Raw genomic sequence first — 19978 nt, 5'->3', positions numbered from 1 at the left:
ACTCCTTTATGATAAGATACTAAGCCCTTGATAAAGCGAGAAGAAGCATATCTTTACCTCACGCTTTTTAGAGCGAGTTCTGTGAAATGTTTTCAGAGAAAAATCCTCTGTCATTTACAACGCTGCAAAACAGCCACAATCAGTCCCTTTTGTTTAATTTTCAGAAAAATTAAATTATGATTACATAACCCGTTTTTCCTAAAAATAGGCACAAAAAGAGCAGCTAAATCTGACTTATTCAAGTTTGATTTAACTGCTGTAAGCTTCTATTTGGACAATATTTCAAATAAAGCACACGACAAATTATTGTTATCATTATACCTTATTTAGCTAGAAATTGCAAGGATTTCATCCGCTTTCTGAAAAGTTAAAAACTGTTCTTGATGCGCTAGTTCCCCTGCCGATTATTATTGGAATTGGAGCTGGAATTAGAATTAGAGGTAGAACCGCCCAGTATAGCTGACCAAGCCTTCTGATAGTCCGCATCTGATGCCCCGATACCAAAGCGGTAGGTCGTGGTCGGAGCACCGTTTTTAGCCCAATAGCTAGGCACTGTCGGACCACTGAGATTAACAGAGCGGCCGTTTACCGTTACTGTACCTGGCTTTTCCCCTGTGGACTTGAGCACATCAGACTTAATGACACTTGGATCAAGAGTGAACTTATCACCAACACCCCAGGCATTTGGATCTGCCTGATAGATAGCATCTGCCATATAGGCCATGTAGGAGGCATTATTATTATAACCAGTCAACGCCGCCATAGAGCTATTATCATCATGACCAATCCAGCCTCCCAAAGTCATCTTAGGAGTAGAAAGCATCAGCCACATATCACCGTTGGTGTTGGTCGTTCCAGTCTTACCAATCCAGTCGGCTCCAGCCAAGGTTCCATTGACCTGACTGATTCTAGATTTATAGGTCGTAGTCGCTCCAGAATTGATAACGCCCCGCATGAGCTCCTGCATAATCGTAGCCGCTGCTGGACTGTAAATCTGAACAGGATTGGCCTTATGCTGGTAAATCACCTTGCCATCTCGGTCTGTGATTTTTTCAACCATATATTTTTTCTGGTAGGTTCCATTATTAGCCAAGGTTTGGAAACCATTGGTATGCTGAGCTACAGATACTTCGATTCCCCCGCCCATTGGGAGACTCTCAATGCTGTAGTCATCAATGTAATAACCCATTTTTTCCATATAGCCACGGACATTGACACCTTTTTCGCGTAATCCGCGGTAAGTCCAATAAGCCGGAATATTCCAAGAAGTATTAAGCGCTTCTTGCAGGTCCATCATGGCTGTACCACGGCTATCCACGTGCATGATTGGATCGCCGCTTGAAAAGTTAGTTGGATAATTGGAAAGAACGCTGGCACTACCCATCAGACCTTGGTCAATAGCAATCCCATAAGCAAGAATCGGCTTAATAGTCGAACCCGGTGATCGTTCCGTATCAAAGGCATGATTGTTCTGATTGGAAGCATAATCTCTTCCTCCGACAAAGCCAATCACAGCACCGGTTTTATTATCCAAGAGGACATTCCCCACTTCAACTGCACCAGTTCCGTCATCCAAGACGCCCCCATAGTTGGCTACTGCATTTTGCATAGCAGTATGAATGTTCTTGTTGATTGTGGTGGTGACAGTATAGCCGCCATCGCTCAGTTCTTTAGCAGCCAATTCCTTGTAGGCTTTGACAGTGTCGTTGTTTTTCAGCTCTTGCTGAGAAACATTGTCCCGCTGAATCAAGTATTCGTACATGGTCTGCTGGGCTTCTTCGACCGCTGTGTAATAAAGGTAGCCATGCGAAGATTTTTCCGAACTTTCAGAAGGCTTGAAATCCTTGGTCAAGTCGTAGTCCTTGTACTCCTTGTACTCTTTTTCGCTTAGATGGCCCGTCCGATACATATTATAGAGCACATCCTTGGCACGTTCCAAGCCCAGAGCCATATCCCCTGCACTCTTGAGACTGCCATCCGCTGCATAAGGCGAATAAACAATCGGACTCTGTGGCAAGCCGGCAATAAAAGCAGACTGGGGCACAGTCAAATCCTTAGCAGAGACACCAAAAATTCCTTGAGCAGCTTCTTCCACACCGGCGATATTCTGCCCCTTATTGTTGCGCCCAAAAGGCGAAACGTTCAAGTAGGTCGTCAAAATATCATCCTTGGACATGTAGCGTTCCAAAGCCAGCGCATCAACAATCTCCGCCGCTTTCCGCTTGAAGGTCGGCGCATCGCCCACCACCTGCTGCTTGATCAACTGCTGGGTAATGGTTGACCCCCCGCTAGACGAGCCAACTCCGACAACAGAGCCGAGCGTAGCCCGAAGCACAGCTTTAGGCACCACTCCGTTATGCGTTTCAAAATTCTCATCCTCTGTAGCGATAACGGCTTTTTTTACATTTTCAGAGATTGCGTCACTCTTAACCGGGATGCGGAGCAAATCATTGTCCACTTCTGCAATCAAGCTGCCATCAGCATAGGTAAGCTTGGAGATTCCAGAAATATTATTCACCTGCTTGACCAGCTCATCCTGCTTGGGCACTTCAACCTTACTGAAAAGACTAGCTGCATAGCCTATCCCAATACCAGCACCGATGACGCCACCGAAGAAGATAAACACAAAAGCCATATTCATCAGAAGTTTAAAAGTCCGCAAGAAAACAGCAAAAACATCACCGATAGACCAGCCATTGTTGCCACTAACGATCTTCTTGCTCCATTCTGGAAGATGTATTTTTTTGATAAACTGCTGGGCTTTTCCCCAGAACTCTTTTAATTTCTCTATTAATTGTTCCAAGTTCGATTCTCCTTGTTATCTTCCCATTATACCAAATATCTATGATTTATTTCAAGGAAACATTGCTATTTAAAAGCTTTATGATACAATAGAGTAACATAAATTTAAAATATAGATAAGCCAATTTCTTGGCTTTTAGAATAGGAGAGACATGATGCACATTTTTGATGAGCTAAAAGAACGTGGCTTGGTATTCCAAACTACTGATGAAGCAGCTTTACGCAAAGCCTTAGAAGAAGGACAAGTCTCTTATTATAGTGGATACGATCCGACCGCTGACAGCCTGCACCTTGGCCACTTGGTAGCCATTCTGACCAGCCGTCGCTTGCAACTAGCCGGACACAAACCCTACGCTCTGGTCGGAGGAGCAACTGGATTGATTGGCGATCCATCCTTTAGGGATGCAGAACGCAGCCTCCAAACCAAGGAAACGGTAGAAGGCTGGGTAAAATCCATCCAAGATCAGCTTTCTCGTTTTCTGGACTTTGAAAAGGGCGATAATAAGGCCGAAATGGTTAATAATTATGACTGGTTCAGCAACATCAGCTTTATTGACTTCCTGCGCGATGTCGGCAAATACTTCACTGTCAACTACATGATGAGTAAAGATTCTGTCAAGAGCCGGATTGAGACAGGGATTTCCTATACAGAATTCGCCTATCAGATCATGCAAGGATATGACTTCTATATCCTCAATCAAAACCACGGCGTAACCCTGCAAATTGGTGGTTCTGACCAGTGGGGCAATATGACAGCAGGTACAGAACTCCTGCGCCGCAAGGCTGACAAGACTGGCCATGTGATGACCGTCCCGCTCATTACCGATGCTACTGGCAAAAAATTTGGTAAGTCAGAAGGCAATGCTGTCTGGCTCAATCCTGACAAGACTTCTCCTTACGAAATGTATCAATTCTGGATGAATGTCATGGACGCAGACGCTATCCGCTTCCTGAAAATTTTTACCTTCCTGTCCTTGGATGAGATTGAAGAGATTCGCCAGCAGTTTGAAGCAGCACCACACGAACGCTTGGCGCAGAAAGTCTTAGCTCGCGAAGTGGTCAGCCTGGTTCACGGTCAAGAAGCATACCAGGAAGCCCTCAACATCACTGAGCAGCTCTTTGCCGGAAATATTAAAAACCTATCCGTCAAGGAACTCAAACAAGGTTTGCGCGGTGTGCCTAACTATCAGGTCCAAGCAGAAGACAACCTCAATATTGTAGAACTGCTTGTGACAGCCGGCGTGGTAAACTCAAAACGTCAAGCCCGCGAGGATGTCCAAAACGGTGCTATCTACCTCAATGGCGAGCGCATCCAAGATTCAGACTATGTCCTTAGCGCCTCAGATAAACTGGAAGACGAGCTGACAATTATCCGCCGCGGTAAGAAGAAATACTTTGTCCTGACCTACTAAAGATAAAAATCCGATTACCTGAATCGGATTTTTCTATGTCTTACCAAAAAGAAGTCATTCAGCTATATAAAAACAATAGAAAGAGAGCGACTATGAAACCAAAACTTGCCCGATTTGCCCAAGCTCCGGCCCTGGCCTGTCCACTCTGCCAGCAAAGCTTAGCTATGGAAGAAAACAGCCTCAAGTGCGCCAATCGCCATTCCTACGACATCGCCAAATTCGGTTATGTCAATCTAGCTCCTCAGGCCAAACAAGCTAAAGACTATGACAAAACAAGCTTTCAAAATAGGCAAGTCATCTTGGAAGCCGGCTTTTATCAACATATCCTAGACGAGTTGCTGGATCTGCTACAGACCCTGCCTGAAGAACAGACCATTCTAGACGTCGCTTGCGGAGAGGGATATTATGCTCGAAAAATCCAGGAAACATTCCCCAACAAAGAAATTTACGCTTTTGATCTATCCAAAGATTCTATCCAGTTAGCTGCCAAAAGCGATCAGAGCCTTGCTGTAAAATGGTTCGTAGGTGATTTGGCACATTTACCCATTCAGGATCAAAGCATGGATGTCTTGCTGGACATCTTCTCACCAGCCAACTATCATGAATTTCAGCGAGTATTGAAAAAAGAGGGACTTATCATTAAAGTCATCCCCACAGAAAATCATCTGAAAGAAATTCGTCAAAAAGTTGCTCAGTATCTGGACAAGAAAGATTATTCTAATCAAGATATCATCCAGCATTTCCAGAAACACTTTACCATCCTATCTAGAAAGACCGTAGAATCCACACATGCACTGCATTCTGAGGAGAAAACTGCCTTGCTGCAGATGACTCCATTACTCTTTCATGTTGAAAAAAATCTAATCAATTGGGAGCAGCTTACACATGCCACCATTTCAGCTGAGATTCTTATAGGAAAACTAAAACAAGCAAAAATCTGAGCAACTTTCAGTAAAAAAATGAAGTTATAGCAGCCATTTTAAAAACGCAGACAAGCCTGTCTGCGTTCTTTATTTATCAATTAATTAATAGACCGTCTTCTCCGTCTCTGGATCAAAGAAGTGCGCTTTATTGAGGTCAAAGCCTAGGTCAATACCTGCACCAGTTTCTAGGTAATCCCGTGAATCCACACGCGCTACAAACTCACTAGAACCCACTTGGCAGTAGAGATGAGACTCTGCTCCCAGCAATTCTGAAACAGAAATCTTAGCATGCACAACTGAATTCGGGAAAGTTTCCAAGAAAGCAGCTTCCGCATTGATATCTTCCGGACGAATACCGAAGATCAGCTCCTTGCCCTCGTAACCTTTCTCTCGCAGAACCTTGAGAGCTCCTTCTGGCACAGTCAAGCGCAGCCCTTCTGCGACAATCTCATTCCCTTCAAGCTTAACTGGGATGAAGTTCATAGCTGGGCTGCCAATGAAGCCGGCAACGAACTTATTAACTGGGTTGTTATAGACTTCCTGTGGCGTACCAATCTGCTCCACTCGTCCAATCGTTCCAGTTCCAGCAGGATTCTTGGTCGCTGACATGATAACGATACGATCCGCCAAGGTCATAGCTTCAGTCTGGTCATGGGTGACATAGATAGTTGTTGCCCCAATACGGCGGTGAATCTTGGCAATCTCCGCCCGCATAGAAACACGCAACTTAGCATCCAAGTTAGACAGAGGCTCATCCATAAGGAAAACCTTTGCATCACGAACGATAGCGCGTCCCATTGCTACCCGCTGACGCTGACCACCAGACAAATCAGCTGGCTTACGCTGCAAGAATTCCTTCAAGCCCAGAATTTCTGCTGCTTCATTGACCCGTTTTTCAATATCTTCCTTGCTGTACTTGCGCAGCTTGAGACCAAAAGCCATGTTGTCGTAGACAGTCATGTGCGGATAAAGGGCATAGTTCTGGAAAACCATGGCGATGTCGCGGTCTTTTGGCGCCACATCATTGACCACTGTACCGTCAATAGAGGCAGTTCCTTCTGTGATGTCTTCAAGGCCTGCAATCATACGCAGAGTAGTTGATTTTCCGCAACCGGACGGACCGACAAAGACGATAAATTCCTTGTCCTTGATGTCTAGATTGAAGTCTTCCACTGAATAGTGGTCGCTGTTGGGATATTTTTTATAGATATTTTTCAGATTTAATTCGACCATAATAAGCCCCTTCTTTTGAATAAAAATATTTTCTTTCAAGCTCTCGTTTGCAAAGCGCTTTCACATTGTCCATTATATCGTTTTTTTTTAACTTTTTCAAGCATTTTTAGTAAAACGTTTGCATGATTTTTGAAAATTTTTTCCATAAAAAAAGAGACCAAGTGGCCTCTTTAAAACTTAATCTTCCTTTTTTCTACTACGGAATGACAATCCAGCTGCGCCTAAAGCGCTGATAACTCCTGCAACTGTGAGAAGAGCATTAGAAGCTTGACCCGTATGCGGCAAGACTGACGCACCACTCTTACCTTCCTTGTTTTTAAGCTGAGCTAGCTGGGTGACCTTAGCTGATGAAGACTGCTCTTGTACTGATTTGGCCCCATCAACTGCTGGCAAAATACCACTAGTTACTTGGTAAGAAGGTAAAGCATCCGCTACTGCCGCGTCAGCAGCATTGACACCGCCGGTAAATTCCGGAAGAGCCGCCATCTGAGGAGCACTGTCTGGATGTGCGCTCCTGACTGATGGCTGAACGCCAGCATCATAGGCGTTGTTTTCTGTTATAGTTGGATCAGAATCATTGACGCCTCCTGTAAATTCAGGCCGTGTTACTGTTGCCGCTTCTGAATCACTAACATTGCCACTGAATTCTGCTTGTGCAGTTGCCTGGGGAGCTGTATCGGGATGAGTTCCAACTTCATGGCTGGACAAATCATATTCCGACGCCGTTGCCGTTGCTGGCTCAGAGTCGCTGACGCCTCCACTAAATTCAGGCCGTGTTGCTGTTGGTGCTTCTGAATCATTTACATTGCCACTGAATTCTGGTTGTACTGAAGACTGCGGAGCTGTATCGGGATGAGTTCCAACTTCATGGCTAGACAAATCATATTCCGACGCCGTTGCCGTTGCTGGCTCAGAGTCGCTGACGCCTCCACTAAATTCTTGCCCAGCTTCCTGTGGTGAATCACTTGGAACAGAAGAAGCTGTCTCAGCTTTAGCGGCATTCTTGACAATCGCTTCTAGATTTTCAAGAGCTTTTGTCTGCTCAGCAGCAATCTGTTCCTGCAGCTTCTCTGCTTTTTCAGCACTGTCTACACTATCATCTAGCTGCGCAATCGCATCTGTCACCGTCTTTAATACTGCTCGAAGCTTTTCTTTAGCTTGCTTTTTATCGAGTTCTGAAAGTGTTTGGTGATGTTCAATCGCTTCAATCTGTTTGTCGACTTCTTCTTCAAGCTCATCTAAAACCAAGTCTTTGCCAACTGGATGAATCGTGTCCAAGCTAGCAATGCCAGCTTCCTCAATTCTCTCTAGTTCCTCTTCGGTATCAGCCTTTTCAAGCGCTCTTTTCGCATCTGCTAGAGTTGCTTCCGCTTCAGCTTTAGCCGTAGCCCGTTCTGCATCTGACAGATTCGGGTTGCTCCGTAAGTCTGCTAGCTTATCAGACAGAGCAAGATCTAGTTTCAGCCCAGTCGTAACTTTTAGCAAACCTTGCTTCTCTGCCGCTACCTGTTCTTGAATTTTTTCGGCATCATCAGGACTTTCAACCCAAGCATTATAAGCTGCAATTGCTTTTTGAGCTATGGCTGCTGCATCTTCAATTTTCTTTTTAGCTGCAGTTTTTTCCTCAGCAGAAAGACTTTGACTCTTCTCAACAGCCTCGATAGTAGCTGTTTTTTCTTCCTGAATTTCTTTTAAGAACTGCTCTTTGCCAATGGGGTGAATCTTAGCTAAGTGGGCTATGGCTGTTTCTTTTGCCCGGTCATAGACTTCCTGAGAATCTGCTCCTTCAATAGCCTTCTTGGCCGCTTCCACCACCTGCTCTATCTCACCTCTAACTGCTTTCTTTTCTGCTTCTGAAAGATTAGGATTTGCTTCCAAGTCAGCTAATTTGGCAGCCAGAGTGAAATCTACGGTTGAACTTGCTATAAATTTGAAAAACTTATCTTCCTCGGTTACTGCCTGCTCTTGAATCACTTCCGCCTGCTCTGCTGTTGCTGCATTAACATCTAATTTCTGAATTGCATCCTCTGCTTCTGCAGCCTTCTTCCTTACAGACTCTTGGAAGCTTTTCTTTTGCTCCTCAGGCAGTAAATCGCTACTATCTACAAGTTTATCAAACTCTGCTTTTCCATTTTGGATTTCATCTAGAAGCAAATCTTTGCCGACTGGATTGATAGAGTTGATGTCTGCCAATCCATCTTCCTTAGCTTGATCAATCCTTTCTTTATCCTCAGCTGCAGCAATTTCATTCTGAGCCTTCGCAGCTGTTTGATTGACTTCCTCCTTAGCTGCTGCAAGCTCCTCAGCTGACAAATTTGGATTATTCCCAAGAACTGTCACTTTCTCAGCCAGAAACGTACCTACTTCCGTATTAGCAGCCTCCCTGACCGTTGTCAAATCCTGATTTACTGGCGATGCAGCGACCGGAGTCTCTACTGCATTTGCCACTGGCCGCTCCTCATCTGCCGCCACCATACTGTGACCTAAAAACAGAGCACAAATAAGGACTGAACTAACACCTAAAACTGACTTCCGAATAGAATATCGCAAAACTTTTTCTGTTCTTTTCATTTTATTCTCCCCTGAACATAGTTTATTATCCCGATCAGTAACCCTTAATAAAAAGTCCAGTCAAACCTCCCATAAATCTTTCAGATTAGGTAATCTTTAAACTACACTTTCTATTTGACTTCTGATAAGATTTTTTATTATTTTATCATATTAACTTGTTAAAATAAAAGAATTATCGGCTTGATTTATGTACATTTTTGTGAAATCGTCCAGTTTTTAAACAGACATGATGTCCAGAAATTAAACTAAAATTTTTTCCATTTAACAATGTGTAAACTTTTTTAGTAAAAATTCCGGGCTATTTTCTAGCTTATTTCAGACAGAAAAAGTAAAATGGTATAGGAGGGATAAAATTATGGCTCTTAATACACGAGATAGGATTTTAGATGCATTTTTTGAATTAGCAGATAAACAGCCTGACAGGTCGCGTTTTACCTTTACAGAAATCGCTAAAGAAGCCGGTTTGTCAAGACAAGCTATTTACAAACGACACTTTAATAACACTACTGAAATTATCGAATACATTCGCCAAGATATGGTAAAGCAAGCCTTTGCCCCCAACTGGAATAGCAACAATGCTGAAGCGGACTTAGATCCTTTCACTTTTTTGGCTCAAACGATTCTTCCCGCTATTTATGAGCAACGCCAACGCATTAAAATATTATATACTAGTTCTGTCGATCCCTTGTGGAGCGATTTTATTACTGCCAGTTACAAGGACTGGATCGAGCAGAATTTAAATCTTGACCACCAAAAATTAGGTATTCCTGAAGACCTGGCCAATCAACTGCTGGCCGGCTGGATTAGTTCTCTTATCGAGAATTGGATCACTCAGGATGACCCCGTTCCTTGCAAGCAGTTTTCTAAGACATTTCTCAACCTTGTATCTTCACCCCTAACCAGCTTTGCTGCTTATGATAGTCCCGCTGGTCCTTCAAACAAAATTGTTATCGCATAACCAACTAGAAGAAAAACAGAGAAATGACAGAACTGGTCCTTGTAAAGGAAGACTGGTTTTTTATATTAAATTTTAAAAATAATTGGACATTTTCTCTATAAAGTGTTATCATTTTAGTTGACAAACGGTAAACTATTTTGTTGGGATTTACTCTATTTTTAGACAAACCAGCAAGAACTTAATAAAAAAGAAGGAAGGTACTTATGCCCCAAGATACTCGAGACAAAGTCGTCAATGCCTTAATTGAGCTGGCAGAGCAAAATCCTGAAAAGTCTTATTTTACTTTTTCAGAGATTGCAAAACAAGCTGGTCTATCGCGCCAGGCTATCTATAAAAAGCATTTTAGTAATGTTGAAGACATTATCCAATACATCCGCCAGACAATTATGACTCCGTTTTTGCCCCTGTATGAAAGCTACGAAGAAGGAAGTGGAGAAAATCCGTTCTGTTTCTTTGCCAAACATATGATTCCTACCCTTTATGAACATAGGAAATGGATGAGGGTGCTCTATACTACAGCTATCGATCCTTTCTGGAGTGACTATCTATCTACCTTCTTCACTCAGTGGGTCGTGCAAAATTTAGAAATTGACTCTAAAAAATTGGGAATTCCAAAAGAAATGGCTACGGAAATTGTTGTTAGATGGATTAACTCCCTCATTGAAATATGGATTATCAAAGAAGAACCTATGCCCTCAGAAGATTTTGCACAATTATTTCTATCAATCGTTTCAACACCTATGGCTCAATTTGTTAGTTCGCACAGCGAGCCCTAGTTCAACTCAAAATTATGAAGCCCGCCTTGTTTAGGTAGGCTTTTTTTGTCTGTAAAATTTCTTACTCTCCCAAAGAAAAGAGAGCAGATAGTCTTCTGCTCTCGTCAACATATAAGCTATAAAATTAAGCACCAAGCTTCGTTTAATCTACTCGATAATAGAAGCTGCCTTGTTCGTCAAAGCTATTCAGGCCAACACCTGTCCAGATTCTATCTTGACCAACATCTGAACTATCTGTAAAGTTTTCCTTGTCTGCGACCTTAACTCCCTTGGGAAGAAACTCAATCAGAAAACCTCCACTTTCTCCCCCGTAGACACCGCCAGCAGCAGTCCCATAGTCTGTCAGAGAAGCTCCATACAATTCATAACCACTTGAAACCAAGCCCTTTTCCTCAAAAACAAGCTGGTTGCCAGAAGCATCCTGCCAGGTTCCTTTAACGCTGGCATAATTACCATTTGCAAGTGCGGAAATGTCCATCGCTTCTTTCTTTTCCTTAGTTTTTTCTGTGCTCGCACTCTCTGAGCTAGTGCTACTAGCCGCTGAAGATGCTGTTGCAGTTGATTGACTGGATGCCTGCTCCACAGAACTTGTTACTGAGCCAGTACTGCTAGTAGGCGTCTCTGATTGATTCGTAGCGCTGCCCTTTGAACAAGCTGTCATAGCTAATAAAGCAGCTCCTGCTAGTAAAAAAGGTAAAGCTTTTTTCTTCATTTTTCTCCTCTTTCTCACGGTAAGATAAAACATGTGATTAGTAACATTATAGATTATTTTATCGCTTTTTACAAGAAGAAGTCTAGCAACTGGGCAGGCGCAAAACTACTGACTTTATTCATTCAGCTTCTGCCACATCCAGAACCCTGTAGATTGTTTTTGCCAGAGCTGCTTCATAATCTGATGCACCATAAGGCTTATCAGTCGTGACGTGGGCTGCCTGCTTTTCTAGGTCTACCGCCACATCTGACACTTCCTCCATAGATAGGAAGTGCTGGGTGACGTGTTTGACACAGTTTTGACAAGATAAGTTTTCTAATTGGACTATTTGTTTCATAGATTCATTCCTCCGTATATTTCTTTATTTTAAAGCGTCCTAGACGCAGTGCATTGACGACAACTGATACTGAGCTCAAGCTCATGGCTAGACCAGCCAACATAGGATTGAGCAAGGGACCGCCGAAAAGATGCAATAGCCCCATAGCAATCGGGATGCCTAGTGTATTGTAGGCAAATGCCCAGAAAAGATTTTCCTTGATATTACGGATGGTCGCCTGACTGAGCTTGATAGCCTTGACTACATCCTGCAAATCACTATGCATGAGCACTACATCTGCTGACTCAATAGCTACATCTGCGCCTGAACCGATGGCAATTCCTACATCTGCCTGGACCAGAGCTGGCGCATCATTGATACCGTCTCCGACCATAGCCAGTTTTTTCCCAGCTTCCTGCAATTTTTTAATAGCTGCCGCCTTACCATCTGGCAGTACACCTGCGATGACTTTTTGGATTCTAGCTTTCTGGGCAATAGCTGTCGCGGTTTCTTCACGATCTCCTGTCAGCATGATGACTTCTAGTCCCATAGACTGGAGCTCCTGCACCGCCGACAGGCTGCTGGATTTCATTTCATCTGCTACCGCTAAAATAGCAGCCAGCTGTCCATCTATTGCGACAAACATGGCTGTTTTTCCTTCCTGGGATAGCTCCAACAACTGTTCTTGAAAGGCACTGCTATCAATGTGCTCTTCTTTCATCAATGACTCATTTCCCACCAGAAGATGCTTACCTTCAACCTGAGCTGACAAACCTCGTCCAACAATGGCCTCAAAATGAATGACAGGCAGCAAATCAAGCCCCTCCTCTTCAGCAGCTTCCAAGATAGCCTGAGCCAAAGGATGCTCAGAATGTTGCTCAGCGCTAGCTATTAGTTGCAACAAGTCAGACCGATTAAAATCACTCAAGGGCAGCAGATTTGTCAGACTGGGCTTACCAACTGTAATCGTCCCAGTCTTATCAAGAACAATAGTATCCAGTTGATAAGCTGCTTCCAAAGCTTGACCAGACTTAATCAGAATTCCATTTTCAGCCCCTTTACCAGTCCCAACCATAATGGCTGTCGGAGTGGCTAATCCCAGCGCACAAGGGCAGGCAATGACCAGAACTGCGATAAAGATTGACAGAGAAAAGCCAAGGCTCTCACCAGCTAGAACATACCAGCCCAGCGCAGACAAAGCAGCCAAGCTCAGCACGATTGGGACAAAATAAAGCGAAATCTTATCGGCCAAAGCCGCTATTGGAGCCTTAGACCCTTGCGCTTCCTCCACCAATCTAACAATCTGGGCTAAGGTCGTATCCGAACCCACTCTAGTTGCTTGGTAGTCAATACTACCATTTTGATTGATTGTTGCACTGGTAATGGTATCGCCGACCTTCTTTTCAATCGGGACACTTTCACCAGTCATCATGGACTCATCCACAAAGGTCTGCCCTTCCGTCACAAGGCCGTCTACCGGCATACGCTCCCCTGGCTTGATACGGATAATGTCCCCAACTCGGATATCCTCCGTATCAATGGTCACAGCTTCACCATAACGAATCACTGTCGCCTGACTAGGCACTAGCTCAAGCAGAGACTGAATTGCCTGAGACGTTCGACCCTTGGCAGAACTTTCCAGATATTTACCCAGAAGAACCAAGGTAATAATCACTGCAACAGACTCAAAGTAAAGCTGATGAACAAAGGGATGATGACCTAGAAAAACCTGACTGACAGAGTATAGACTGTAGAAAAATGCTGCGCTGGTTCCCACCGCAATCAAACTATCCATATTAGGATGCCTCTTGATAAGATTGCGAAATCCCCTCTGATAGAAACCACGACCAATCCACACAGCAGGCAGAGTCAAAAGCAGTTGTGACAGAACGAAGACCAAAGGATGCTTCATATGATCCAAGAAGCTAGGCAGATGAAGACCGACCATACTGCCCATAGAGATATAAAGTAAGGGCAGAGCCGTAATCAAAAGAATCAGTAACTCTTGTTTCTTTTTTTGCAATTTCTGAGCTTTAATCACAGCTTCTTTGCTTACATCAGACGGTTTGTCTTTTCCTTTTTCTTCTGCATGATAACCAGCCTCGGCTACAGCATCCAGCACTTGCTGGCTGTCAAATCCTGCCTTAGGCAGCAAACTGAGACGTTCTGTCGCCAGATTGACACTGACATCTTCGACCGTTTCCAAGTCCTTGACCGCCATCTCTACCGTCATAGCACAGGCAGCGCAGGTCATGCCTGAGAGCTTGTATTCTTTCTTCTCACTCATCAATGCGTCTCCTTTCCGTGACCGCAACGACATTGGCCTTGTGGGCAGTCGCATTTGACTTCCAAAGGAGCCGAGGCTCTTTTCTTATCAATGACCTGACTGAGCCGCTCCAAGTCCCCTTGACTGAACTGACTTCTCTCAATCATCGAAATCAAAAGGTCTCCATGTTTAGTATTACAGATATTGTCAAAAAGCGCCTGCCATGTACTTTCCAGATGGTCCGCTTCTAAAATCCGAGCATCGTAGTAAAACTTGCCCTCGATTTTTTCCATAGCGATAAATTCTTTGGTCTTCAGACGATTCAAAAGAGTCTTGATGGTTGCCGGTTTCCAGGAAAAATCGGCTTCCAACCGCGCTATAATCTCTGTACTGCGACTGTGTGGATAGGCCCACAACACACGCATCACTTGCCATTCTGCTTGGCTAATATTTTGCTGTTCCATTGTTTAACATTCCCTTATCATTTACATTTGTAATCTAACACTATATTAGTTTACATTTGTAATCGTAATTTGTCAAGTGTTTTTATCGTCATTTCCTGATATGCAAAAAAAGAAGGCGGGATAGTCCCGTCTTCTTACTTTATTTATATTAGTGCGCCAACATCTCTTGGGCAATTTCTTGACCGGTCAACTTACTTGGATAGTAGGTTGGCCAGTTTTCCAGCTCGTCAAAGAGTGCTTCCTGGCTCTCACCGCCATAGAAGATGTGGAAATGAGCCGCCTTGGTCGGTGCAATGTTATGGTCGCTAAACTGAACATACTTGTATTCCCCAGCATCAGCGTCTGTCGCTTCAAACATGAAGCGAACTCCACGATTTCCCTTAGAGTAAGTCAGAGTGTGCTTGCCAACGTATTTATACGTATATTTCTTGGACTTTCCATCTACCACAAATTCCATAGTCTTGTCTGTGATATTGATATTGGAAACATCTGTCTTATAGCCCTTGTCATAGTAGTCCTTGTATTCAGCTGCCGTCATTTTCCCAGTCAGCTTAGCCTTGTAGTCAAAGACTTGGTCCAAGGTACCGTCCTTCAGATAAGGGTAAACAGACTGCCACTCGCCAGCATAGTCAGACAAAGTACGATCCTTGACGGCACTGTCTTCAAAGTAGCCGTTTTGCACTGTCTTATCGTCTTCTTCTTTCTCGGTTGCAATCTCCGCTCCCTCTTGGTCAGTCGTTTTCTTGAGAGCCTTTAGATTGGACTGCATGATAGAAATATAGTCTGCTCCGTCCTTGGTCTGCTCCTCGGTCAAGCTTTCCAGCGGATTCAAGACATCAAGTTCTACTCCTGTTTCCTTAGCCAGAGTAGAAGCCAGAGCCTGAGAGGCATTCTCTTCAAAGTAAATATACTTGATTTTATTTTTCTTGATATACTCGGTCAATTCAGCCAAGCGTGAAGCCGATGGCTCACTGTCTGGTGAAAGGCCAGAAATTGGCACCTGCTTCAAACCATAGTCCAATGCCAGATAGTTAAAGGCTGCGTGCTGAGTAACAAAGCTCTTTTGCTTGGCATTGGCCAAACCATCTTCATATTCCTTGTCCAAGGCTTCCAGCTTCTTGATATAAGCCGCTGCATTTTTCTCAAAAGCCGCTTTCTTGTCAGGATAAGACTTGCTCAAGCTATCACGGATGTTCTCCACCATTTTAATAGCCCGCTTCGGTGACAGCCAGACATGGGGATCATAGGCATGATGATGTCCCTCTTCACCATGGTCATGGTCTTCTTCCTCTTCACCACCAGGCAGCAAGAGCATATTTCCAGTCGCCTTGATAACCTTTTCTTCCTTATTTTTCAAGTTTTTTAGCAAATCTGGAACCCAAGTCTCCATGTTTTCATTTTCATAGACAAAGGCATCTGCATCCTGAATCGTCGCAACTGCCTTAGCTGAAGGCTCATAATCATGCGGCTCTGTACCTGCCCCGATTAGAAGTTCAACATTGGCCTCATCTCCAGCCACCTGCTTGGTAAACTCATAAACAGGATAAAAAGTCGTGACAATATTGGGCTTGCCATCTGCATTTTTTTGATTGGAACAAGCTACTAAGAAAATACTCAGTAAACCTGCTAATAGTAAGCTAATTTTTTTCATTTTCTGCTCCTATTTCATAAATTTTTTGACCAGATTGACCAGCAAGAACAAGCCGACGAAGATAATCGTAATGCTGGCACTAGCTGGCGTCTCTGCATAGTAAGAAATATAAAGTCCGGCAATCATACCAAAGAAACCAATGGCATTTGCCAGCAAAATGACCGATTTGAAATTTTTCCCAATCCGCAGAGCAATACTGGCCGGCAAGACCATAATGGTCGAAACTAGCAAGGCTCCCGCAGCTGGAATCATAAGGGCAATCGCAACACCCGTCACGATATTAAAGAGAATGGACATGGTACGCACAGGCAGCCCATCCACAAAGGCCGTATCCTCATCAAAGGTCAAGATGTACATAGGGCGAATGAAGAGGAAGGTCAAGACAAGCACCACAGCAGCAATAACAAAGAGAGAAATCACCTGCTCCATACTGATAGTCACAATGGAGCCAAACAGATACTGATCCAGACTCATCGAGCTAGAACTCTTGCCCTTACTCATAACAATCAAGGAAATGGCTAAGCCAGTTGACATGAGAATAGCAGTACCGATTTCCATGAAATTCTTATAGATAGTTCGCAGGTACTCTAAAAAGACTGCTGCGACAATGACGACAAGCACCGTTGTGAGAGTGGGCGATAGTCCAAGAACCAAACCAAAAGCTACACCTGCCAGTGAAACGTGACTGAGCGTGTCACTCATAAGGCTCTGCCGACGTAAAATCAGGAAGGTCCCCAGAATCGGTGAGAAGAGACTCATGGCAATAACTGCCAAGAAGGCTCGCTGCATAAAATCATAGGAAAATAGATTAAGCATGACTCACCTCCTGTCCATTGTCGCTTTCATGCACATTGAAACAGCGCCAAGGTGAGTCCTGATTACGGACCAGATGAATGTTACGATCAGCATATTTGCGGACTTCCTCCGGATCGTGTGTAATCATCAAGACAGCTTTCCCATGCTGATGAGCACTATGATGCATGAGCTTGTAAAATTCATCCTTGCTGCCTGCATCCATCCCTGTTGTCGGCTCATCAAGGACAAAAATATCCGGATCCGAAGCAAACATCCGAGCAATCACAGCCCTCTGCTTTTGCCCGCCAGAGAGAGAACCAATCCGCTTATCCCGATGTTCCCACATTCCAACCGACTCCAGACTTACCTTGATATGCTCCTCATCATGCTCATTCAAACGACGAAACCAACCCTTGCGCGGATAACGTCCAGACTTGACAAACTCATATACCGTACTAGGAAAACCTGCATTAAAACTAGCAATCTGCTGAGGCAAATAAGCAATCCGCAATTTCTTGCCTCGCACATTGGTCTTGGAAATCTTCACTTCCCCATGCTTAGGCTGCAAAATACCCAAACTAGCCTTGATAAGCGTCGTCTTAGCAGCTCCATTTTCCCCCGTCAAAGTTACAAACTCACCACTGTCTAGAAAATAGTGAATATGCTCTAGCACAGGCTCCTTGTCATAGTAAAAAGAAAGATTATCCACTGTGATATATCTCATTCGCCAATCTCTCCCACTAAGGCTTCCAAAAACTTCGCGATTGTCGCCTGTTCACTAGCAGAAAACTGCTCTGCCAATTTTTGATACGTCTCCAAAGTATGTGAGTGATGATGCTGATGTTCCTTTGCAATCGGCTGAGCTAACTCAGTCAAACGGTAAAAGGTAACCCGTGCATCTCTCTTATCTTTAAAAGCTCGCAGCATCTCTTGCCGAACCAAAGATTTCACAGCCTTAGTCACAGCAGCTTGACTCACATTCAGTTTTTTTGCCAAATCAGAATTTGTCAAAGATTCCTCAGACAGAAGCATCAAAATATGCTCCTGCGTATTGGTTAAAGGCACATCACTCGTGCAAGAACCAATCAGAATCTCATGCTGATTTTCTGCTTTCAAAATAACTTCATTTAAAAATTGATCGATCTTCTGCGCTAAATGAGTCATTTCCTCCTCCTTCTCTTAACCAGTTAAAGCTTTACTGGTTAATTATACCACAAAAAAGAAAAGAGTCAAGAATTTTCAGTAAAGCTCAGATGCTTTTCACAAAAAATATTTAATTAGACAATTAGATTCTTAAGCCCTAAAAACTCAATCAGAGAATAAAAGGAACAAACCAAGCTGCCTCGTATTAGCATTCTAGATCTTATAATCCATTGAATGGCGAAATTCTTCCATATCCATTACACGAGTTAAGTGTAAATTTACAAGCAAAATCAAGATTCAATCTTCCGCTTTAGCTTGCAAATAATTACTAAAGAGAAAACAAAAAAACGAAGCTAAACACTTCGCTAAACTTAAGCTATACCGGCGGCCGGGGTCGAACCGGCACGTCCGTGAGGACACTGGATTTTGAGTCCAGCGCGTCTGCCAATTCCGCCACGCCGGCTCAAGTTTTTAACTGGGGTAGCTGGATTCGAACCAACGCATGAGGGAGTCAAAGTCCCTTGCCTTACCGCTTGGCTATACCCCAATAATATTAAATAGGCGAGTGATGGGGATCGAACCCACGCATGCCAGAGCCACAATCTGGTGTGTTAACCACTTCACCACACCCGCCATATTTAAACACGGGCAGTAGGAATTGAACCCACACTGAAGGTTTTGGAGACCTTAGTTCTACCTTTAAACTATGCCCGTAAAGGTTATGGAAGGGGAGGGATTCGAACCCCCGAACCCGAAGGAGCGGATTTACAGTCCGCCGCGTTTAGCCTCTTCGCTACCCTTCCGATTATAAAATTATGGCGCGAGACGGAATCGAACCGCCGACACATGGAGCTTCAATCCATTGCTCTACCAACTGAGCTACCGAGCCAACTATTGCGGGAGCAGGATTTGAACCTACGACCTTCGGGTTATGAGCCCGACGAGCTACCTAGCTGCTCCATCCCGCGTCAATACTATTCGTCCCTAAGGAGGATGTGGGATTCGAACCCACGCACGCTTTTACACGCCTGACGGTTTTCAAGACCGTTCCCTTCAGCCGGACTTGGGTAATCCTCCGAATATATAGTCCGTACGGGATTCGAACCCGTGTTACCGCCGTGAAAAGGCGGTGTCTTAACCCCTTGACCAACGGACCATAATATTATTTAAATGGGCACGAGTGGACTCGAACCACCGACCTCACGCTTATCAGGCGTGCGCTCTAACCACCTGAGCTACGCGCCCAAGTTCGAAAACTTGGTATGAACTATCGTTCAAAGCGGGTGACGAGAATCGAACTCGCGACAACAGCTTGGAAGGCTGTAGTTTTACCACTAAACTACACCCGCTTGAATATGGGAGTTAACGGGATCGAACCGCTGACCCTCTGCTTGTAAGGCAGATGCTCTCCCAGCTGAGCTAAACTCCCAAAGGGTGGAGTCTAGCTCAGCCAACGGTGAGAAACTTCGTTTCTCTCATCCGCCGATTGTAATTTCGATTTCCTCACAATTACAACTAAGCTAAACTCCCTTCGCTAAGCGACTACCATATCTCACAGGGGGCAACCCCCAACTACTTCCGGCGTTCTAGGGCTTAACTGCTGTGTTCGGCATGGGTACAGGTGTATCTCCTAGGCTATCGTCACTTAACTATTGAATTAACTGTCCTGCCCTCTCAGACAGGCCTTGTCAACTCAAAATTGAATACAATATCAAATCTCACATTTCTCTAAACCATTCGCTGCACTCTGATGAATTTCTTATTCTAGGATAAGTCCTCGAGCGATTAGTATTAGTCCGCTCCATGTGTCACCACACTTCCACTCCTAACCTATCAACCTGATCTTCTCTCAGGGCTCTTACTAACTTGCGTTATGGGAAATCTCATCTTGAGGTGGGTTTCACACTTAGATGCTTTCAGCGTTTATCCCTTCCCTACATAGCTACCCAGCGATGC

At 44.1% G+C, this 19978-nt stretch carries 15 protein-coding genes, 12 tRNA genes and 2 rRNA genes; 4 read left to right on the top strand and 25 right to left on the bottom strand.

Annotated elements, in window-relative coordinates; translation table 11 throughout:
• Window positions 1-388 precede the first annotated feature (388 nt).
• Window positions 389-2803 (bottom strand): penicillin-binding protein PBP1B, encoded by a 2415-nt coding sequence (gene pbp1b / locus K4I03_RS05465; RefSeq protein WP_002918362.1) that lies wholly within the window; start codon window positions 2801-2803, stop codon window positions 389-391.
• A 154-nt stretch (window positions 2804-2957) separates the two neighbouring features.
• On the opposite strand from pbp1b, the gene tyrS reads away from it, so the two are divergent.
• Entirely contained in the window at window positions 2958-4214 is a 1257-nt protein-coding gene (tyrS, locus tag K4I03_RS05460) for a tyrosine--tRNA ligase (RefSeq protein WP_227964816.1), read from the top strand.
• Between the two features lie 92 nt (window positions 4215-4306).
• The gene (locus tag K4I03_RS05455; RefSeq protein WP_227963960.1) at window positions 4307-5155 is read left to right on the top strand and encodes a putative RNA methyltransferase; all 849 of its coding nucleotides are present in this window, start codon (window positions 4307-4309) and stop codon (window positions 5153-5155) included.
• Between the two features lie 84 nt (window positions 5156-5239).
• Here the strand turns inward: K4I03_RS05455 and K4I03_RS05450 are convergent, their stop codons facing one another.
• Window positions 5240-6370 (bottom strand): ABC transporter ATP-binding protein, encoded by a 1131-nt coding sequence (locus K4I03_RS05450; RefSeq protein ID WP_002919877.1) that lies wholly within the window; start codon window positions 6368-6370, stop codon window positions 5240-5242.
• Window positions 6371-6547: 177 nt separating this feature from the next.
• Window positions 6548-8941 carry an SIALI-17 repeat-containing surface protein gene (locus K4I03_RS05445; RefSeq protein ID WP_227963959.1) on the bottom strand — a complete coding sequence of 798 codons (2394 nt, stop codon included), beginning with the start codon at window positions 8939-8941 and terminating at the stop codon, window positions 6548-6550.
• A gap of 355 nt (window positions 8942-9296) precedes the next feature.
• On the opposite strand from K4I03_RS05445, the gene K4I03_RS05440 reads away from it, so the two are divergent.
• The gene (locus K4I03_RS05440) at window positions 9297-9899 is read left to right on the top strand and encodes a TetR/AcrR family transcriptional regulator (RefSeq protein ID WP_002896831.1); all 603 of its coding nucleotides are present in this window, start codon (window positions 9297-9299) and stop codon (window positions 9897-9899) included.
• Between the two features lie 203 nt (window positions 9900-10102).
• Window positions 10103-10675 (top strand): TetR/AcrR family transcriptional regulator, encoded by a 573-nt coding sequence (locus K4I03_RS05435; RefSeq protein WP_227963958.1) that lies wholly within the window; start codon window positions 10103-10105, stop codon window positions 10673-10675.
• 142 nt (window positions 10676-10817) lie between these two features.
• On the opposite strand, the gene K4I03_RS05430 is transcribed toward K4I03_RS05435, so the two are convergent.
• The 22 genes from K4I03_RS05430 to K4I03_RS05325 all read right to left on the bottom strand — a co-directional run.
• Window positions 10818-11420 carry a DUF6287 domain-containing protein gene (locus K4I03_RS05430; protein WP_004193774.1) on the bottom strand — a complete coding sequence of 201 codons (603 nt, stop codon included), beginning with the start codon at window positions 11418-11420 and terminating at the stop codon, window positions 10818-10820.
• A gap of 85 nt (window positions 11421-11505) precedes the next feature.
• A complete protein-coding gene (locus K4I03_RS05425) occupies window positions 11506-11724 on the bottom strand; it encodes a heavy-metal-associated domain-containing protein (RefSeq protein WP_004193776.1) in 219 nt (72 codons plus the stop codon).
• 4 nt (window positions 11725-11728) lie between these two features.
• The gene (locus K4I03_RS05420) at window positions 11729-13990 is read right to left on the bottom strand and encodes a heavy metal translocating P-type ATPase (protein WP_227963957.1); all 2262 of its coding nucleotides are present in this window, start codon (window positions 13988-13990) and stop codon (window positions 11729-11731) included.
• Window positions 13990-14433, bottom strand: coding sequence for a CopY/TcrY family copper transport repressor (locus K4I03_RS05415; RefSeq protein WP_004193780.1), 444 nt, complete (start codon window positions 14431-14433; stop codon window positions 13990-13992). The genes K4I03_RS05420 and K4I03_RS05415 overlap by 1 nt, the downstream gene beginning before the upstream one ends.
• Before the next feature lie 148 nt (window positions 14434-14581).
• Window positions 14582-16084 carry a zinc ABC transporter substrate-binding protein AdcA gene (locus tag K4I03_RS05410; protein WP_227963956.1) on the bottom strand — a complete coding sequence of 501 codons (1503 nt, stop codon included), beginning with the start codon at window positions 16082-16084 and terminating at the stop codon, window positions 14582-14584.
• A gap of 9 nt (window positions 16085-16093) precedes the next feature.
• Entirely contained in the window at window positions 16094-16900 is an 807-nt protein-coding gene (locus K4I03_RS05405) for a metal ABC transporter permease (protein WP_009659808.1), read from the bottom strand.
• Window positions 16893-17603, bottom strand: a complete 711-nt coding sequence (locus K4I03_RS05400; RefSeq protein WP_125434554.1) for a metal ABC transporter ATP-binding protein — start codon at window positions 17601-17603, stop codon at window positions 16893-16895. The genes K4I03_RS05405 and K4I03_RS05400 overlap by 8 nt, the downstream gene beginning before the upstream one ends.
• A complete protein-coding gene (locus K4I03_RS05395; protein ID WP_227963955.1) occupies window positions 17600-18043 on the bottom strand; it encodes a zinc-dependent MarR family transcriptional regulator in 444 nt (147 codons plus the stop codon). The genes K4I03_RS05400 and K4I03_RS05395 overlap by 4 nt, the downstream gene beginning before the upstream one ends.
• Before the next feature lie 358 nt (window positions 18044-18401).
• A tRNA-Leu gene (locus tag K4I03_RS05390) sits at window positions 18402-18485 on the bottom strand.
• A gap of 12 nt (window positions 18486-18497) precedes the next feature.
• A tRNA-Gln gene (locus K4I03_RS05385) sits at window positions 18498-18569 on the bottom strand.
• Between the two features lie 13 nt (window positions 18570-18582).
• A tRNA-His gene (locus K4I03_RS05380) sits at window positions 18583-18655 on the bottom strand.
• A gap of 10 nt (window positions 18656-18665) precedes the next feature.
• Window positions 18666-18736 (bottom strand) — tRNA-Trp (locus K4I03_RS05375).
• Window positions 18737-18744: 8 nt separating this feature from the next.
• Window positions 18745-18825: transfer RNA gene (locus tag K4I03_RS05370), tRNA-Tyr, on the bottom strand.
• A gap of 13 nt (window positions 18826-18838) precedes the next feature.
• A tRNA-Phe gene (locus K4I03_RS05365) sits at window positions 18839-18911 on the bottom strand.
• Between the two features lie 5 nt (window positions 18912-18916).
• Window positions 18917-18990 (bottom strand) — tRNA-Met (locus K4I03_RS05360).
• Between the two features lie 19 nt (window positions 18991-19009).
• Window positions 19010-19099: transfer RNA gene (locus tag K4I03_RS05355), tRNA-Ser, on the bottom strand.
• A gap of 7 nt (window positions 19100-19106) precedes the next feature.
• Window positions 19107-19178, bottom strand: a tRNA-Glu gene (locus tag K4I03_RS05350).
• 15 nt (window positions 19179-19193) lie between these two features.
• A tRNA-Ile gene (locus K4I03_RS05345) sits at window positions 19194-19267 on the bottom strand.
• Window positions 19268-19300: 33 nt separating this feature from the next.
• Window positions 19301-19371 (bottom strand) — tRNA-Gly (locus tag K4I03_RS05340).
• 7 nt (window positions 19372-19378) lie between these two features.
• Window positions 19379-19451 (bottom strand) — tRNA-Val (locus tag K4I03_RS05335).
• A 104-nt stretch (window positions 19452-19555) separates the two neighbouring features.
• A 5S ribosomal RNA gene (gene rrf, locus K4I03_RS05330) occupies window positions 19556-19671 on the bottom strand.
• A gap of 116 nt (window positions 19672-19787) precedes the next feature.
• Window positions 19788-19978, bottom strand: a 23S ribosomal RNA gene (locus K4I03_RS05325); the annotation flags it as partial.

It is taken from the genome of Streptococcus sanguinis (genome assembly GCF_020729725.1).
Lineage (GTDB): Bacteria > Bacillota > Bacilli > Lactobacillales > Streptococcaceae > Streptococcus > Streptococcus sanguinis_V.
Note: the sequence above shows the minus strand (reverse complement) of the source record. Positions and strands in the feature narration are given on the sequence as shown.

Excerpts from the sequence above, each read along its gene's own strand:
- tyrS (WP_227964816.1), top strand. The coding sequence starts at position 2,958 with ATGCACATTTTTGATGAGCTAAAAGAACGTGGCTTGGTATTCCAAACT.
- K4I03_RS05455 (WP_227963960.1), top strand. The coding sequence starts at position 4,307 with ATGAAACCAAAACTTGCCCGATTTGCCCAAGCTCCGGCCCTGGCCTGT.
- K4I03_RS05450 (WP_002919877.1), bottom strand. The coding sequence starts at position 6,370 with ATGGTCGAATTAAATCTGAAAAATATCTATAAAAAATATCCCAACAGC.
- K4I03_RS05445 (WP_227963959.1), bottom strand. The coding sequence starts at position 8,941 with ATGAAAAGAACAGAAAAAGTTTTGCGATATTCTATTCGGAAGTCAGTT.
- K4I03_RS05440 (WP_002896831.1), top strand. The coding sequence starts at position 9,297 with ATGGCTCTTAATACACGAGATAGGATTTTAGATGCATTTTTTGAATTA.
- K4I03_RS05435 (WP_227963958.1), top strand. The coding sequence starts at position 10,103 with ATGCCCCAAGATACTCGAGACAAAGTCGTCAATGCCTTAATTGAGCTG.
- K4I03_RS05430 (WP_004193774.1), bottom strand. The coding sequence starts at position 11,420 with ATGTTTTATCTTACCGTGAGAAAGAGGAGAAAAATGAAGAAAAAAGCT.
- K4I03_RS05425 (WP_004193776.1), bottom strand. The coding sequence starts at position 11,724 with ATGAAACAAATAGTCCAATTAGAAAACTTATCTTGTCAAAACTGTGTC.
- K4I03_RS05420 (WP_227963957.1), bottom strand. The coding sequence starts at position 13,990 with ATGAGTGAGAAGAAAGAATACAAGCTCTCAGGCATGACCTGCGCTGCC.
- K4I03_RS05415 (WP_004193780.1), bottom strand. The coding sequence starts at position 14,433 with ATGGAACAGCAAAATATTAGCCAAGCAGAATGGCAAGTGATGCGTGTG.
- K4I03_RS05410 (WP_227963956.1), bottom strand. The coding sequence starts at position 16,084 with ATGAAAAAAATTAGCTTACTATTAGCAGGTTTACTGAGTATTTTCTTA.
- K4I03_RS05405 (WP_009659808.1), bottom strand. The coding sequence starts at position 16,900 with ATGCTTAATCTATTTTCCTATGATTTTATGCAGCGAGCCTTCTTGGCA.
- K4I03_RS05400 (WP_125434554.1), bottom strand. The coding sequence starts at position 17,603 with ATGAGATATATCACAGTGGATAATCTTTCTTTTTACTATGACAAGGAG.
- K4I03_RS05395 (WP_227963955.1), bottom strand. The coding sequence starts at position 18,043 with ATGACTCATTTAGCGCAGAAGATCGATCAATTTTTAAATGAAGTTATT.